Here is a 14,894-nt window from a genome sequence, read left to right on the forward strand (position 1 = left end):
CCGGCAATTCCCCACGATACCAGCTCGCCTTTTTCCAGCAAGCTTCCGATGATGGACTGCGGCAGCATCGCTGCTCCTGCGCCGTCGACAATAGCATCCCGAACCATCAGGAGCGAAGACAGACGCAGAACAGGTCGTGGTTCGATGGTGAACTGACCATTACGAACGGACCAGATGTCCCCGTCGCGATAGCTCGGCGTGACGACCGCTGGAACAGGAAACGGCTTGTCACGATCTCCCTTCGGCATCTGAATGGATGGTGCGGCCGCAAGGACCAGCCTGTCTTTGGCAAAGCATCTGCCGACCAGTGCGCTGTCTTTGCTCGGATTGATCCGTATGGCGACATCGAAATGCTCGTCCACCAGATTGACGAGCCGGTCCTCAGCCACAGCTTCGATCTGTACTTCGGGGTAACTCGCCAGGAACCGGGCGGCAATCCGCCCCAAGGCTAATTGCGAAAACAGGAGCGGTGCCGCGATCCGCAGACGCCCTCGCGGCGTCGCAAGGCCGTCTCGCGCTGCAGCAACCGCATCGGCGACCTCGTGCATTGGCCCCTCCGTTCTGGCTCGCAGCAGTTGGCCTGCTTCGGTCAACTCCAGGCTACGAGCGCCCCGCTCGATGAGCCGTATCCCCAATGCTTCTTCGAGGTCAGCAACACGACGCGACAGGGTCGCTTTAGACCGTCCGCTGGCGCGGCTGGCTTTTCCAAAGCCACCGTGAGAGGCCACTAGTTGAAAGTCTTCGAGGGCATTGAAATCCATGATGTCTCACTTTTGAAACGAAGTGTCTATATTTTACAGTCTTTGTTTTATATACGGAACCACCTATTATTTGTTCGTACGCAACCCACATCTCAAAGGAGTTTAGTCATGAACAATATCCGTGCATTGATTCTTACCGAATACGGCGGCCCATCCGCTATCAAGATTTCGTCCATCGACGCACCGACGGCAGGAGAAGGCCAAGTGCTGGTCCGCGTCCAGGCCGCCGGTATCAATGGACTGGACTGGAAGGTCCGAGAAGGCTATGTCCGCGATGCTTTTCCATTGCAATTGCCAACCATCTTAGGCATCGAACTGGCCGGAGTCGTCGAAGCGGTGGGTGCGGGCATCACCCAATTGCGTAAAGGCGATCGCGTGATGGGGCCTCGCGGTGGATTGGGCGCCTATGCCGATCTGGTAGCGGTAGACGAGGCCAATCTTACCCTGATGCCTGACTCGCTGAGCTTCGTGGACGCGGCGGCCTTGCCTGTGGCATCCGTGGCGGCATGGCAAAGCCTGAATTTTGCCGGTCCGATACAGGCCGGTCAGCGCATTCTTATCCACGGTGCTGCTGGCGGTCTCGGGGGGTTCGCGGTGCAGTACGCGCATCAGGCCGGGGCTGTGGTGTTTGCCACCGCCTTAGAGGAGCATGCCGACTATGTCCGCAGCCTGGGCGCTGACCACGTCATTGTCTATGACAAAGAGCAGTTCGAAGCCTCGGCACGCGATATCGACCTGGTACTCGACTACGTCGGTGGCGAGGTACTGAACCGTTCATGGTCCGTCCTTGCCGAAGATGGCGTCATCGTCAGCACAGCATCGCCGGCCATACTGGCGAGTACCCCTGCAGGGCGCCGCGGCCTATGGTTCATGAACACACCGGATGCCGCACGGCTGCAAGCGATTGCAGAGGAAGTGGCGCACGGACGCTTACAGTCGAAGGTCAACGCCGTCGTGCGCTTCGACGAACTGCCTGAAGCGATCGAACGTAATCGGACTCAGCCGCAAGTCGGCAAGACCGTAGTGAATTTCTCCCTTTAATCAACTTCCTTAAAAGGAGAAAACATGAGCACGATGAACAACATGCGCGCTTGAAGAATGTCGCCAAGCGTTTCGCCAATCTCCTCTAACGCTACATGCACCCGCACGGCTTTCTGTGGATAGAGCGGTGTCGAGTTGATCGAGAGTTTCTATCCACCTTTGAATTTACCAACCATACCAAGGAGTAATCATCATGACTATTATCGTTACCGGCGCTACCGGCACTGTCGGCCGCCAAGTTGTCGAGCAACTCGTGAAGCGAGGCGCCGATGTTCGCGCTCTCGTTCGCGACCCGTCGAAGGCAAACTTCCCAACAGGTGTCGACGTCGTCCAAGGCGATCTGCTCGACGTCGATTCACTGCGCAGCGCCTTCTCCGGTGCCTCGACGCTGTTCCTGCTCAACGCGGTGGTACCCGACGAATACACTCAGGCGCTGATCGCGCTTAACGTCGCCCGAGAGGTCGGCATCGAGCGGATCGTCTATCTCTCGGTGATTCATAGCGACCTCTACGTGAACGTGCCGCATTTCGCAGGCAAATTCGGCGTTGAACGCATGATCGAGCGAATGGGACTCAACGCAACCATTCTGCGTCCCGCCTACTTCATGGGCAACGACCTCACGATCAAGGATGTGGTAGCCGGCTACGGCATTTATCCGATGCCGATCGGTAGCAAGGGTCTGGCAATGGTCGATACGGGCGACATCGCTGAGATCGCGGCCATCGAACTTATCCGCCGAGAACGAAGCACCATCCCACTTCCTCTGGACAGGATTAATCTCGTTGGCCCTGACACCTTGACCGGCGCAGACGTCGCTGCGATCTGGACAGAAGTCCTGGGTCGTCCGATCGCCTATCCGGGCGATGACCCCGCCGGGTTCGAGAAAAACCTTCGACAGTTCATGCCGAGCTGGATGGCCTTCGATATGCGCCTGATGAGTGAACGTTTTCTCACTGAGGGAATGATTCCGGAAGCCGGCGATGTGGAACGTTTGACTGCGCTCTTGGGACGCCCCCTTCGTTCCTATCGCGACTTCGCTTCCGAGATTGCGATCTCAGCCTAACGGCTGAACATCAGGCCAAGGAGCATCATCATGATCTACTCGACCACCACTGTTCCGGTGAACCCGAGAGGTGAGGTTCCGTTGACCCGTTCGCAGGCATGGAGAGGGCTGGTTCTCAAGGCTCGCGACGCGCGCGAATTTCTTCCGTCTAACCTCTGCACGCGATGCGATATCGTGGAGGAATACTCTACACACATCGTGCGCGAGGCGACGATTGCGGGTGCCGACCTGCGCGAAATTATCACCTTCGAGCCTGACGCTAAGGTGACCTTTTTCCAAGCCGCCGGTCCGCGCGAAGGCGCCATCATCAACGAGCTGTTCGAGGACGAGTCGGGTGAGCTTTATCTTCGCTTCCATGGTTACCTCGGCCTGCGCGGTAAAGAGCCCGACGGTGCCGAAGAGCAATCTGCACAGGCTCGGATGAACAGCGACACGGGCTACAAGAATGCCTTGGATTCTAACCAATTCGAAACACAACACGTTCGGCAAGCGGCTTAGTTTCTCGATCAACCTTGATCCAGCCCGAGGGGTTCATATATGGACGCCCTCAATTTGCAAGCAGTAATTCGGTTTCACGGTGAAAGGTTAGATTGCATCCATATATTCGGTCTCATTGGCAAAGCCTGGACCCTAATGGAATTTGCCGGTTGATGCCTCAATCACTCCAACGGACTTGTTTGTCCCTGAACCCCTCAGGCTTGATCAACCGCGGTCTTGCAAATTTCGCCATTACGTCGAGATACCTCTGCAATCAAAGGCGGGTTACCTGCACAACGTTTACCAACACCGGATCTAGACAGAACATCCGTCCTTTCGCCGGCAATGCCCAGGCAAGCCGCCGTAGTTAGCATCTTTGTTCTGAAGGACCAGGATGCAATACGTGCTGCGGATACCCTACTCAACAGTAACCGACTTGGCCAGATTACGCGGCTTATCCACATCCGTCCCCCGCGCCAGCGCCGTGTGATACGCAAGCAGTTGCAGCGGCACGACGTGCAGGATAGGCGACAACAGGCCATAGTTTTCCGGCAAGCGGATCACATGCACGCCATCGCTCGACTTGATGTGCGAATCGGCATCGGCAAAAACATAAAGCTGGCCGCCGCGCGCGCGCACTTCCTGCATGTTCGATTTCAGCTTCTCGATCAGCGTATCGTTCGGCGCCACCGTCACCACCGGCATTTCTTCAGTCACCAGCGCCAGCGGCCCGTGCTTGAGTTCACCGGCAGCGTAAGCTTCGGCGTGGATGTAGGTGATTTCCTTGAGCTTCAATGCACCTTCCAGCGCGATCGGATAGTGGATGCCACGCCCCAGGAACAGGGCGTTTTCCTTGCGCGCGAAGGCTTCGGCCCAGGCCACGATATGCGGTTCCAGCGCCAGCACGCTTTGCAGCGCGGCGGGCAGGTGGCGCATGGCTTTCAGGTGGGCAGCTTCTTCTTCGTCGCTGAGGCGGCCTTTGCTTTGCGCCAGCGCCAGCGTCAGCAGGAACAGCGCGGCCAGCTGGGTGGTGAAGGCCTTGGTCGAGGCGACGCCGACTTCAACGCCGGCGCGGGTGATGTAAGCCAGCGCGCATTCGCGCACCATGGCGCTGGTGGCGACGTTGCAGATGGTCAGCGTGTGCTGCATGCCTTGCGCGCGGGCGTGCTTGAGCGCGGCCAGGGTGTCAGCGGTTTCGCCGCTTTGGGTGATGGTGACCACCAGCGAATTTGGATTCGGCACGCTGTCGCGATAGCGGTATTCGCTGGCGATTTCGACGTTGACGGGGATCTTGGCGACCGATTCGATCCAGTATTTTGCAGTCAGGCCGGCATAGTAGCTGGTGCCGCATGCCAGGATCAGGACCGAATCGATCTGCTTGAACACATTGAAGGCGCCGTCGCCGAACAGTTCCGGCATGATGCCGGTGATGCCTTCGAGGGTGTCGGCAATTGCCCGCGGCTGTTCGAAGATTTCTTTCTGCATGTAGTGCTGGTACGGTCCCAGTTCAACCGCGCTGCTGTAGGCATGCACGGTCTTGACTTCGCGTTCGACCGCTTTGCCGGCGGCGTCGACGATCCAGACGCGCTGCAATTGCAGGTCGACCACGTCGCCTTCTTCCAGATAAATGATCTGGTCGGTGGTGCCGGCCAGCGCCATGGCGTCGGAGGCGACGAAGTTCTGGCCTTTGCCGACGCCGACGATCAACGGCGAACCCTGGCGGGCGGCGACTACGCGATGCGGTTCGTCGACGCAGAACACGGCGATCGCGTAGGCGCCGGTCAGGCGCTTCACGGCCTGCTGCACGGTGGCGAACAGGTCGCCGCTATACATGTGGTCGACCAGGTGGGCGATGACCTCGGTGTCGGTCTGGCTTTCGAAGTGATAACCGGCGGCTTGCAGTTCGGCGCGCAGTTCGTCGTGGTTTTCGATGATGCCGTTGTGGACCAGGGCGATGCGGTCGCGCGAGAAGTGTGGATGGGCATTGTGGGTGGCCGGTGCGCCGTGGGTTGCCCAGCGGGTGTGCGCAATCCCGGTGAAACCCGATAGGCTGGCTTTTTCGACCTGGATTTCCAGGTCGGCCACGCGTGAAGTGCTGCGCGAACGCTGCAATTTGCCGTCTATGTGCAAGGCGACGCCGCAAGAGTCGTAACCGCGGTATTCGAGCCGCTTCAATCCTTCCAGCAGGATGGGCGTGACATTAATCTGGGCAACTGCTGCGACGATACCGCACATGGCTTTCCTCGTTGAATAGGTGAATGGGCGTATCTTAGGCCAGCGCTTATGAATTAAGATTACTAAATTCGTGCATTTTTGATTAAATATTTCACGATATAAATCATGTGAAATATTATTCCATTTATACTTGGATTTATCTCATAAATTACATATTCCATCATGGATATCGTTCTGGACGAACTGGACAAGCGGATTTTGAATGCCTTGCAGGCCGATGCCGCTCAAACCAACCATCAGCTGGCGCAGCTGGTGCATGCATCGCCGCCGACCTGCCTGCGGCGCGTCAAGCGCCTGACCGACGCCGGCATCATCCTGCGCCAGGTGGCGATTGTTGCGCCGGACAAGGTCGGCGCCGGCCTGACCGCGATTGTCGAAATCACGCTCGACAACCAGGCGGCCGAACGTTTGCAAGAGTTTGAGGCATTGGTGGCGGACGAGCCTGCGTTATTGCAGTGCTACCGGGTGTCGCCCGGGCCGGACTTCGTGCTGGTGCTGCAGGTGGCGGACATGGCGGCTTACCATGCGCTGGCGCACCAGCTGTTTGCCGCACAAAAGAATGTGCGCAATGTGCGTACGTATTTTTCGATTTACCGCAGCAAGTTCGATACGCGCCTGGCGGTATGAAAAAACGCCGGTCGCAGCCGGCGTCGATTTTGCTTATTTTTTGCTTGTTTCTTGATGTTTATTTCTTGATCTTGACCGGGCGCTGCCAGCCATCGATGGTGACCTGGCGCGCGCGAGAGACGGTCAGCTTGCCTTCCGGCGCATCCTTGGTCAGCGTGGTGCCGGCTCCCAGGGTCGCCCCTTTGCCGACCCGTACCGGCGCCACCAGCTGGCTGTCGCTGCCGATGAAGGCATCGTCTTCGATGATGGTGCGGGATTTGTTGGCGCCGTCGTAGTTGCAGGTGATGGTGCCGGCGCCGATATTGACGCGCGATCCCACCGTGGCGTCGCCGACGTAGGCCAGGTGGTTGGCTTTGCTGTGTGCGGCGATCTGGCTGTTCTTGATCTCGACGAAATTGCCGATATGGACGTCTTCGCCAAGCTCGGTGCCGGGGCGCAGGCGCGCGTACGGTCCGATCTGGGAAGCGGCGCCGACCACGGCATCTTCGATATGACAGAAGGGTTTGATGTTGGCGTCGCGGCCGATGCGGGCATTCTTGATGACGCAATGGGCGCCGATGACGGCGCCGTCTTCGATGCTGACTTCACCCTCGAAGATGCAGCCGATATCGATGCTGACATCGCGGCCACAGCTCAGTGTGCCGCGCACATCCAGGCGCGCCGGGTCGAGCAGGGTCACGCCCTGTTCCAGCAAACGTTCGGCGATGCTGCGCTGATGGATGCGTTCCAGTTCAGCCAGCTGCATCTTGCTGTTGACGCCCAGCGTTTCCGCTACGGCGGCGGGCTGGGCCGATACTACCGGCGTGCCGTCGGCGACGGCGCTGGCGACGATATCGGTCAGGTAATATTCACCCTGGGCATTGTTGTTGGACAAGCCGGCCAGCCATTTCTTGAGTTGCGCGGTGGGCGCTACCATGATGCCGGTATTGCATTCATGGATCGTGCGCTGTTCCGGCGTTGCGTCTTTTTGCTCGACGATGCTGACGATCCTGCGTTCACCATTGTGCTCGCGGACGATGCGGCCGTAGCCGGTCGGATCCTGCAGGTCCACTGTCAGGACCGCCAGCTTGTCTTTGCCGGCGCTGTCGATCAGCCGTTGCAGCGTGCTGCTGGCGATCAGCGGTACATCGCCGTACAGCACCAGGGTGGGCACGGCGTCGTCCAGATGCGGCGCGGCTTGCGCTACTGCATGGCCGGTGCCGAGCTGCGGTTCCTGCTTGGCGAACACCAGGTCGGCGGCGGCCAGCGAGTTTGGCACGGCGTCGCCGCCATGGCCGTAGATGACGCACAAGGTGGTCGGGGACAGGGCGCGCGCGGCGTCGATCACATGCGACAGCAGCGGTTTGCCCGCCAGCGGGTGCAACACTTTCGGCAGCGCGGACTGCATGCGCTTGCCCATGCCGGCAGCGAGAATGACAACGTTCATGGTCGATATGAGAAAGATTAGGTGGCAAATTTTATCATGCGCTGCAGCTACAAATTCAGCGCCGGCGCTGTATATATGACAACCTGCTCAAGCTGATCGATTGCTTGCCGCAGCAGGAAAAGACATGGCCTCAAGGCTGTTTGCACAGCGTTGAGGCGATTTTTGTTTGCAGGCCGATATCAATAACGCTGCCAGAAACCACCCGAGAAGGCCCAGCTGTTGCCGTTGCGGACCCAATGTCCCGGGGCCCAGAAATAACCGTCGCGGCGCGCTTCCCAATGGCCGTTGACCCAGTCGTGGCGGCCGTTGTTCCAGCGCCAGTAACCGCCGATCCAGACATGGTTGGGGCTGGGCGCCGGCGTCATGACTTCGATCCGCGGCGGCGGCGGGGCAACGTTGATCACGACCGGGGGCGCGCTGTAAGTATTGTTGATCGGCACCCAGCGGCCGCCATGGAATACCCACTGGCCGCCTTCATTGGCCCAGTAGGCATGCTGGTAAACCATGTTCTGGCGCGATTGTTCCCAATGGCCGTTATTCCAGACGTAGCGGTTGTTTTCCCACTTCCAGTGACCGCCGATCCAGTAGGAATCGGGGTAGGGCGCCGGCGGCGCCACTTCCACCAGCGGCGCCGGCGGTGCTTGCACCACTCGGGCTTCGCGGTATTCGACGCGGGTGCGCGGCGGTTCGACCACGCAGCCGGCCAGCGACAGGGAGGCCGCTGCTACGGCCGACAGAGCAAGGTAACGCTGAAAACGACGACGGTTCATTCATATCTCCAGAAAAAGGTCCTGGGTATTAAACGATTTGCCGTATGGAACGAATACAGGGCTTACAAATACTTGCAATTCACCCGCGCCGCCGTGTTTCCGGATGCTTTGGCCGAATGCTCAGGCTTCGTCCTTGACATCCGTGCTGGGGCCATTTTTCTTGACGGCGTCGATGCCGGCGTCGCGTGCGCTGGTGGTGCTATACATCTGGCTGCTGCCGATGACCTGGTGATTGGCGGCTTTCAGGTTGAAATAGAACTTGCCGTTGGAAGCCTGGTTGCGGCTATAGCGATCGTCTTGTGCGCTGTTGCTCTGGACCGAGGCGATGCCGTTTTCGGCGGAAGCCTTGGCGACATACATTTCGCTGTTCAACACCACTTCGCCGTTGCCAGAGTAGAGCAGGAAATAGAACTGTCCATCCAACGACTTCTTGAGTACATAGGACCCTGCCATTGCGCGTCTCCTGATAAGTTGCCGGCCAGGCGGCGCAGTTCGCTGAATCTGTTCAGCTGGTTGCACTGATCGCCGCTGGTCCGCTTCGATTATATAGCCGGGCGGGGAAATCGATGGATTAGTCTGCCGGCCGCAGCGGAATGATGCTGGCGACGGTTGCCTGCGTCGAGCATGGATCGTCGTCAAACGCGATATCGCCGTTGGGATCGGCAATGCCGCTGGCCTTCAGGTCGGCGAAGCCGAACAGGTTGCGGTCCATCAGGTGCGACGGCGCGACCGTCGACAGCGACGAGAAGATGTTTTCCACCCGGCCCGGGAATTTCTTTTCCCATTCGCGCAGCATGCCCTTGATCTGCTTGCGCTGCAGGTTTTCCTGGCTGCCGCACAGGTCGCAAGGGATGATCGGGAACTGCTTGACCTCGGCATAGCGGCTCAGGTCGGCTTCCTTGACGTAGGCCAGCGGCCGGATCACGATCTGTTTGCCGTCGTCCGACTGCAGCTTGGCCGGCATGCTCTTCAGCTTGCCGCCGAAGAACATGTTGAGGAAGAAGGTTTCCATGATGTCGTCGCGGTGGTGGCCGAGGGCGACCTTGGTCGCGCCCAGCTCGGTGGCGACCCGGTACAGGATGCCGCGCCGCAGGCGCGAGCACAGCGAGCAGGTGGTCTTGCCTTCCGGGATCAGGCGCTTGACGATGCTGTAGGTATCTTGGTTTTCGATATGGTAAGCGACGCCCAATTTCTCCAGGTAGGCCGGCAGGATGTGGTCCGGGAAATTCGGCTGCTTCTGGTCCAGGTTGACGGCGACGATCTCGAAATTGATCGGCGCCCGTTCGCGCAGGGTCATCAGGATATCCAGCAGGGCGTAGCTGTCCTTGCCGCCCGACAGGCAGACCATCACCTTGTCGCCGTCTTCGATCATGTTGAAATCGCCGATCGCCTGGCCGACCTGGCGGCACAGGCGCTTGTGCAGCTTGTTGTTTTCGTGGGCGATCTTTTCCACGCTCTTCTGGCTTGGGGAATTCGCGGCGGCGTCGCCGGCAGCTGGCGCTTGCGCTTGCGCTAGTAGTTGGTTTTGCATCGGGACTTCCTGCTTCAATGGTTCATTCATGGTGATTCAGCCTCAGGCTTTCGGTTTGATCCGAAACACTTCGACGCCGACCGAACGGCAATCGGGATAGGCGTCGGGTTTTTCAGTGGATACCCGCACCGCGCGTACCCGCGGATGCAGCAGCAGGGCATTGGCGAGGTCATCGCACAGGGTTTCCTGCAAATGGATATGGCCCTGCGCCATGCGCTTTGCCACGGTATTGCGCATGAAATTGTAATCCAGCACGTCATCCACATGATCTTTAGTCGGCGTTGACAAAGCCAGCGGCACAAACAGGTCGACATTGATCAGCGCGCGTTGCGTGCCTTGCTTTTCAGATTCGTAGACGCCGATATTGATCTGCACTTCGTAGTCGCGCAGGAAAAGGCGGCGGCAATCGCTAAGGTCGGGATGGATGAGTGCGGAGAGCATGGTGTTTTCAGTGAGGATGGGACGGCTGGCCGGGAACGGCAGCCAGGTCCCTTGGGTGAGGATACAAATGTTGGCCGCCATCGACCAGCAGCGTGCTGCCGGTGATGGCGGAGGAGGAGGCGACAAAACAGACGGTCGCCGCAATGTCTTCCAAAGTCGCCGGCTGCTTCGACTGGGCGCCGCCGGTTGCATTCAGTGACGACGCAAGTGAGGGCGCAATCGCGACCACCCGCAGCTGCGGCGCATAAGCCTGCGCCAGCAAGGCGGTGGCGCTGTGCAATGCAGCCTTGGACAGCGTATAGGACAGGAAATCGGGATGCGGGTTGAACAGTTTCTGGTCCAGCAGGTTGATGACCATCGCATGCGCGCCTTCAGTCTTGAGCGTCGCCGCATGCAGCGCCTGCGCTAACAGGAGGGGGGCGGTCAGGTTGCTTTGCATGTGACGTTCCAGGCTCGCCGCGGACAGGGTGGCGGCGTTGTCGTATTCGACGTGGCTGGCGTTGTTGACGATGCAGCCGACGGCGCCGAGCTCTTGCACCACGCGCGGCAGCAGCGCCTGGATCTCGGTTTCCCGGTTCAAGTCGCACCGGATCGCGACAGCCCGCACTCCCAGCGCCAGGCACTCCTGCAACAGCGCCGCCGGCGCCGGGTCTTCCTGGTAATGCAGCGCCAGATCCCAGCCCTGCTGCGCCAGCGCCAGCGCAATGGCGCGGCCGACCGTACTGGCGGCATCGGTGACAAGGGCAACGGTAGAGACTGGCGTGGTCATCATGGTTTATTCATCATAAGCGCTGTGCAGGATTCCCGGGGGCGACGCGGCAGGCGGCATTTATACTGTTTTATCGGCGACACGCATTGACGACACTTGCTTGCGCGCCGGCGTTATCTTCTACAATAGCGCCATGCAACTGCAATTACCCGAAGCTTCGGTCGAAGCACAGCGCGCATCGCGCCTGTTACACAATCTGATCGCCACTGAAATCCGCCGGCAGCATGGCTGGATTTCATTCGCGCGTTATATGGAACTGCTGCTGTATGCGCCGGACCTCGGTTATTACAGCGGCGGCGCGGCAAAATTGGGCAAAGACGGTGATTTTACAACCGCGCCCGAGATTACGCCGCTTTTTGGCGCGACTTTGGCCCATTTGACAACAGAATTGCTGGTTTCTTCGCCTGCGCTGCAGCCGCGGATACTGGAATTCGGCGCCGGCAGCGGCCAGCTGGCGCATGACATCCTGACCGAATTGGCTGCCGGCGACAACGGCGCCGGTTTGCCGCAAGCGTATTACATCGTTGAACTGTCAGCCGAACTGCGGGCGCGCCAGCAGCTGAAACTGCAGGCGTTTCCGCAGGTGCAGTGGCTGGATCGCTTGCCCGAGGCGTTTTCCGGGATAGTGATCGGCAACGAAGTGCTGGATGCGATGCCGGTCGAACTGGTGCTGCGCGGCGCGCAAGGCTGGCTGCAGCGCGGGGTCGGCCTGGCCGAAGCCGGCGCCGATGGCGAAGATGGACAATTTGTCTACATTGATCGCCCGGCCGAGCCGACGCTCATCGCACAAATACCTGAGGCCGAGTCGCTGACGGTCGGCCACATGACCGAAGTGCATCCGGTGGCGATCGGTTTCATGCATTCGCTGGGCAGCATGCTGAAGGCCGGGCAGGGCGCAGTCGCGCTGTTCTTCGACTATGGTTTCCCGGCCGCGGAATATTATTTGCAGCAGCGCGACCAGGGCACCTTGATGTGCCATTACCGGCATCATGCCCATCCCGATCCGTTTTACCTGCCGGGTTTGCAGGATGTCACCGCCCACGTCGATTTCACTGCGATGGCGGCCGCCGCCCTCGATAGCGGGCTGGACCTGCTGGGCTACAGCAGCCAGGCGGCTTTCCTGCTGGAAGCCGGGATCGGCAAGCTGCTACTGCGCACGCCGCCGGAGAACGCCCTGGCTTACCTGCCGCAAGCCAATGCCTTGCAAAAGCTGGTGTCGCCGGCCGAAATGGGCGAATTGTTCAAAGTGCTGGCGGTTGGCATCCATGCCGAATTGCCGGCGCGCTTCGCCACCCACGACCGCAGTCATCGTCTATGACTATCCTGCCCGAAAGCGCCGCATGATCCGCTGGATGCTGGTGATTTTTGTCGCCGTCATCGTGTTTTCCAGCGCCTTGCCCTGGCTGGAGAAGCTTGGGCTCGGCCGCTTGCCGGGCGACCTGCGGTTTACCTTGTTCGGCAGGAAATTCTCCCTGCCGTTTGCGTCCACCATCCTGTTATCGACGGTGCTGTTCCTGCTGGTGCGGCTGCTCTAGGTATCCATCAAGTCATTGAATAGCTGCGGCGGCCGCGCGATCACCGAACGTTCCTGGTAAGTCACTACCGGTCGCTGCAGCAGTTTCGGATGGCTAGCGAGCGCCTGCAGCAGTGTGGCGTCGTCGGCCTGGGCCAGGTTGAGCTCGGCGTATTCCGCTTCGTTGTCGCGCACCATGGCGCTGACCGGGCCGCCCAGCTGCTTGTGCAGGGTTTTCAGCTGCGCCAGGGTCAGCGGCGTTTTTTGATAATCGACGACTTCCAGCTTGAGCTGGTGCTCGCTGCTGTATTGCTCGGCGAGCGCCAGCGCCTCGCGCGATTTCGAACAGCGCGGGTTGTGATAGATGGTGATCATGTCGGCTCCTGTGTAGTTTCATCCAACGGCAATACCTCATCATCCCAGCCGCTGGCGGGCATGTCTTCGCGCAAGATGCGGTCGTGCGCAAACATTTCCTCCAGTTCCTCGCGCGCTTTCTTGGCGATCGAGACGATTTCCTGCTGGTTTTTCTGGTGCGGATACATATCGTGCAGGGTTTGCAGGTTGTGGGCGCGGAATTTCATCGCTGCCTGGCGCGCCCGGTAGGCGCCGAAACCCATCGTGCGCAGCGCCTGGCGTCCGAGCTGCAGGGCCGATTCGAACGTTTCGCGTTCGATCACGGTCACGCCCAGATCCATCAAGTCGAAATAGTGGGTAACGTTGCGCGCCCGGGCGATGATCGGCAGGTCGGGAAACACGTGGCGCACTGCCGCCACCAGTTTCAGGCTGCCCTCGATGTCGTCCAGCGCCACCACCAGCAAGCGCGCCTTGGCGATGCCGGCGGCGTGCATCAGGTCCATGCGGGTGGCGTCGCCGTAGAACACCTTGAAGCCGAATTTGCGCAGCAGGTCGATCTGGTCGGGATCGTGGTCGAGCACGGTCAGGCCGATCTTGTTGGCGTGCAGCAGGCGGCCGATGATCTGGCCGAAGCGGCCGAAGCCGGCGATGATGACCGGGTTTTCATTGTCGTCGATTTCATCGTCGGGACGTTTCTGCGCATTCAGGAAATACGGCGCGATAACTTTGTCGTACAGCACCAGCAGCAGCGGCGTGGTCACCATCGACAGCGCCACCACCACTACCAGGATCGACGAGGTTTCCTGGGAAAACACGCGGGCGGCGGCGGCGGCGCCGAACACCACGAAGGCGAATTCGCCGCCCTGCGACAGCAAGGCCGCAAACAGGAATTGCTGGGCGCGGGCGATCTGGAATACTTTGCTGAGCAGGTACAGGACCGCCAGCTTGATCGCCAGGAAACCGGCCACCAGGCCCAGGATCAGCCACGGCTGGCTGAGCAGCAGGCCAAAGTCGACCGACATGCCGACGGCGATGAAGAACAGTCCGAGCAGCAAGCCCTTGAACGGCTCCAGGTCGGTTTCCAGCGCGTGCCGGTATTCCGAGTCGGCCAGCAGCACGCCGGCCAGGAAGCTGCCCAGTGCCATCGACATGCCTACCGATTCCATCAGCAGGCCGATGGCGATCACCAGCAGCAGCGCAAATGCGGTGAAGATTTCACGCAGTCCGGTGCGGGCGATCATGCGCATCAGGGGACGCACCAGGTAACGGCCGCCGACGATCAGGGTGGCGATCACCGCCACCACTTTCAGGCCGCCGATCCAGCCTTCGCCGCTGCCGTGGGCGGCGGCGACGCCGAGCAACGGCACGATCGCGATCATGGGAATGGCGGCGATGTCCTGGAACAGCAGGATGGCAAAACCGGCGCGGCCGGCAGGCGTGCTGTTGATCTTGCGTTCGTTGATGGTGGCCAGGGCGATCGCGGTGGACGACAGCGACATGCCGAGCGCGGCGATCAGCGCGGTTTTCCAGTCGACCCCGGCGACGACGGCGGCGCCGAACAGCGCCAGCGAAACCGTCACCACCTGCGCCGTGCCCCAGCCGAAAATCGAGCGCCGCAACGACCACAGGCGCTTCGGTTCGAGTTCCAGGCCGATCATGAACAGCAGCAGCACCACCCCGAACTCGGAGAAATGCAGGATGTCTTCTACATTGTCGATCAGGCGCAAGCCCCAGGGGCCGATCGCCATGCCGGCCAGCAGGTAGCCCAGCACCGCGCCCAGGCCCAGGCGCTTGGCGATCGGTACTGCCGCCACTGCCGCCGCCAGGTAAATCAAGCCGTTGAATAAGAGATTCTGTTCCATGATGTTTAGCTGCCTGTGAGCGGT

General features: G+C 60.1%; 16 protein-coding genes. 6 read left to right on the forward strand and 10 right to left on the reverse strand.

Going from position 1 to position 14,894, the window contains the following annotated elements:
* Positions 1 to 761: LysR family transcriptional regulator (locus tag JWQ61_RS01630; protein WP_304358976.1), on the reverse strand; the 761-nt coding region annotated here is incomplete at its 3' end.
* Positions 762 to 869: 108 nt separating this feature from the next.
* Between JWQ61_RS01630 and JWQ61_RS01635 the strand changes: the two genes are divergently transcribed.
* From JWQ61_RS01635 to JWQ61_RS01645, 3 genes are all read left to right on the forward strand, one after another.
* Positions 870 to 1,802, forward strand: coding sequence for an NADP-dependent oxidoreductase (locus JWQ61_RS01635; RefSeq protein ID WP_304358977.1), 933 nt, complete (start codon positions 870 to 872; stop codon positions 1,800 to 1,802).
* A 193-nt stretch (positions 1,803 to 1,995) separates the two neighbouring features.
* The gene (locus JWQ61_RS01640) at positions 1,996 to 2,865 is read left to right on the forward strand and encodes an SDR family oxidoreductase (RefSeq protein ID WP_304358978.1); all 870 of its coding nucleotides are present in this window, start codon (positions 1,996 to 1,998) and stop codon (positions 2,863 to 2,865) included.
* Positions 2,866 to 2,895: 30 nt separating this feature from the next.
* On the forward strand, positions 2,896 to 3,363 hold the full coding sequence (locus tag JWQ61_RS01645; RefSeq protein ID WP_304358979.1) for an AtaL-like protein: 468 nt from the start codon (positions 2,896 to 2,898) through the stop codon (positions 3,361 to 3,363).
* Positions 3,364 to 3,759: 396 nt separating this feature from the next.
* Here JWQ61_RS01645 and glmS read toward each other — a convergent pair whose 3' ends face one another.
* Positions 3,760 to 5,577 (reverse strand): glutamine--fructose-6-phosphate transaminase (isomerizing), encoded by a 1,818-nt coding sequence (glmS, locus tag JWQ61_RS01650; RefSeq protein WP_304358980.1) that lies wholly within the window; start codon positions 5,575 to 5,577, stop codon positions 3,760 to 3,762.
* A gap of 162 nt (positions 5,578 to 5,739) precedes the next feature.
* Here glmS and JWQ61_RS01655 point away from each other — a divergent pair, with 162 nt between their 5' ends.
* A complete protein-coding gene (locus tag JWQ61_RS01655; RefSeq protein WP_304358981.1) occupies positions 5,740 to 6,204 on the forward strand; it encodes an Lrp/AsnC family transcriptional regulator in 465 nt (154 codons plus the stop codon).
* 58 nt (positions 6,205 to 6,262) lie between these two features.
* Here the strand turns inward: JWQ61_RS01655 and glmU are convergent, their stop codons facing one another.
* From glmU to JWQ61_RS01685, 6 genes are all read right to left on the reverse strand, one after another.
* Entirely contained in the window at positions 6,263 to 7,630 is a 1,368-nt protein-coding gene (gene glmU, locus JWQ61_RS01660; RefSeq protein WP_304358982.1) for a bifunctional UDP-N-acetylglucosamine diphosphorylase/glucosamine-1-phosphate N-acetyltransferase GlmU, read from the reverse strand.
* Between the two features lie 179 nt (positions 7,631 to 7,809).
* Positions 7,810 to 8,400: a hypothetical protein gene (locus JWQ61_RS01665; RefSeq protein ID WP_304358983.1), complete on the reverse strand. Its 591-nt coding sequence runs from the start codon at positions 8,398 to 8,400 to the stop codon at positions 7,810 to 7,812.
* A 120-nt stretch (positions 8,401 to 8,520) separates the two neighbouring features.
* Positions 8,521 to 8,853 carry a YegP family protein gene (locus JWQ61_RS01670; protein WP_304358984.1) on the reverse strand — a complete coding sequence of 111 codons (333 nt, stop codon included), beginning with the start codon at positions 8,851 to 8,853 and terminating at the stop codon, positions 8,521 to 8,523.
* Positions 8,854 to 8,971: 118 nt separating this feature from the next.
* Positions 8,972 to 9,931, reverse strand: a complete 960-nt coding sequence (ttcA, locus tag JWQ61_RS01675; protein ID WP_304358985.1) for a tRNA 2-thiocytidine(32) synthetase TtcA — start codon at positions 9,929 to 9,931, stop codon at positions 8,972 to 8,974.
* Between the two features lie 42 nt (positions 9,932 to 9,973).
* Entirely contained in the window at positions 9,974 to 10,372 is a 399-nt protein-coding gene (locus JWQ61_RS01680; RefSeq protein WP_014004371.1) for a dihydroneopterin aldolase, read from the reverse strand.
* Positions 10,373 to 10,379: 7 nt separating this feature from the next.
* A complete protein-coding gene (locus JWQ61_RS01685) occupies positions 10,380 to 11,144 on the reverse strand; it encodes an SDR family oxidoreductase (protein WP_304358986.1) in 765 nt (254 codons plus the stop codon).
* Between the two features lie 130 nt (positions 11,145 to 11,274).
* On the opposite strand from JWQ61_RS01685, the gene JWQ61_RS01690 reads away from it, so the two are divergent.
* Positions 11,275 to 12,459 (forward strand): class I SAM-dependent methyltransferase, encoded by a 1,185-nt coding sequence (locus JWQ61_RS01690; RefSeq protein ID WP_304358987.1) that lies wholly within the window; start codon positions 11,275 to 11,277, stop codon positions 12,457 to 12,459.
* 22 nt (positions 12,460 to 12,481) lie between these two features.
* Complete coding sequence (locus tag JWQ61_RS01695) at positions 12,482 to 12,676, forward strand: DUF2905 domain-containing protein (protein ID WP_014004374.1); 195 nt, start codon at positions 12,482 to 12,484, stop codon at positions 12,674 to 12,676.
* Here JWQ61_RS01695 and arsC read toward each other — a convergent pair.
* Together arsC and kefC are read right to left on the reverse strand one after the other, a co-directional pair.
* Entirely contained in the window at positions 12,673 to 13,029 is a 357-nt protein-coding gene (gene arsC, locus JWQ61_RS01700; protein WP_120237455.1) for an arsenate reductase (glutaredoxin), read from the reverse strand. The genes JWQ61_RS01695 and arsC overlap by 4 nt on opposite strands.
* A complete protein-coding gene (kefC, locus tag JWQ61_RS01705) occupies positions 13,026 to 14,870 on the reverse strand; it encodes a glutathione-regulated potassium-efflux system protein KefC (protein ID WP_304358988.1) in 1,845 nt (614 codons plus the stop codon). Before kefC ends, arsC begins: the two co-directional genes overlap by 4 nt.
* Positions 14,871 to 14,894: the final 24 nt, after the last annotated feature.

It is taken from the genome of Collimonas fungivorans, from assembly GCF_028292705.1.
In the GTDB taxonomy this organism is placed as follows: Bacteria; Pseudomonadota; Gammaproteobacteria; order Burkholderiales; family Burkholderiaceae_D; genus Collimonas; species Collimonas fungivorans_B.